We start from the raw sequence: 951 nt of genomic DNA, 5'->3' as shown, positions 1-951 counted from the left end.
GGGTGTGGGGCGACGGGGACCCGGAAGGAGTCCGGCAGCGGGCGGCGGAACGCATGAAGGACACCGCCCGGGCCGCGTCCGCCTTCGGTGTCGACACCGTCATCGGGTTCACCGGCTCCGCCATCTGGCATCTCGTCGCCATGTTCCCGCCCGCCCCCGAAGCGATGATCGAGCGGGGCTACCAGGACTTCGCCGACCGCTGGAACCCGATCCTGGACGTCTTCGACGCCGAGGGAGTGCGGTTCGCGCACGAGGTCCACCCGAGCGAGATCGCCTACGACTACTGGACGACGGCCCGCGCGCTGGAAGCGGTCGGCAGGCGCCCTGCCTTCGGCCTCAACTTCGATCCCTCGCACTTCGTGTGGCAGGACCTCGACCCGGTCGGCTTCCTCTGGGACTTCCGTGACCGGATCTACCACGTCGACTGCAAGGAGGCCCGCAAACGCCTCGACGGACGCAACGGCCGGCTCGGCTCCCACCTGCCCTGGGGCGACCCGCGGCGCGGCTGGGACTTCGTCTCTGCGGGGCACGGCGACGTCCCCTGGGAGGACGTCTTCCGGATGCTGCGCTCCATCGACTACGAGGGCCCCGTCTCGGTGGAGTGGGAGGACGCCGGGATGGACCGGCTCCAGGGAGCGCCGGAGGCCCTGACCAGGCTGAAGGCCTTCGACTTCGAGCCGCCCAGCGCGTCCTTCGACGCGGCGTTCAACAGCTGAGCCAGGCTCCCGACGCAGGTCGGGGGCGGGGACCGGCAGCATCGCCGGTCCCCCCTCCGACCTGCGCGAATCCCGCTTTGCCCCGCACAGGGAGAAAGTCCGGCCGAGTCCGCCGCGAGGGGTGTTCGCCCCGGACGGACGCGGCTACCGTCCTTGATGTGTTCAGGATACACGCACCTCCGGGGTGACGGCGCACCCCGGCGCCCGCACCGCACGCTTCGCACCCACCCCGTAC

1 protein-coding gene is annotated in these 951 nt (G+C 71.2%); it reads left to right on the top strand.

Annotated features, from left to right (window positions below; genetic code table 11):
* The coding region (locus C1J00_RS43675) for a sugar phosphate isomerase/epimerase family protein (protein WP_102914254.1) at positions 1–716 on the top strand (716 nt) is incomplete at its 5' end.
* Between the last annotated feature and the right edge of the window lie 235 nt (positions 717–951).

Source organism: Streptomyces cahuitamycinicus (genome assembly GCF_002891435.1).
GTDB lineage: Bacteria > Actinomycetota > Actinomycetes > Streptomycetales > Streptomycetaceae > Streptomyces > Streptomyces cahuitamycinicus.
Note: the sequence above shows the minus strand (reverse complement) of the source record. Positions and strands in the feature narration are given on the sequence as shown.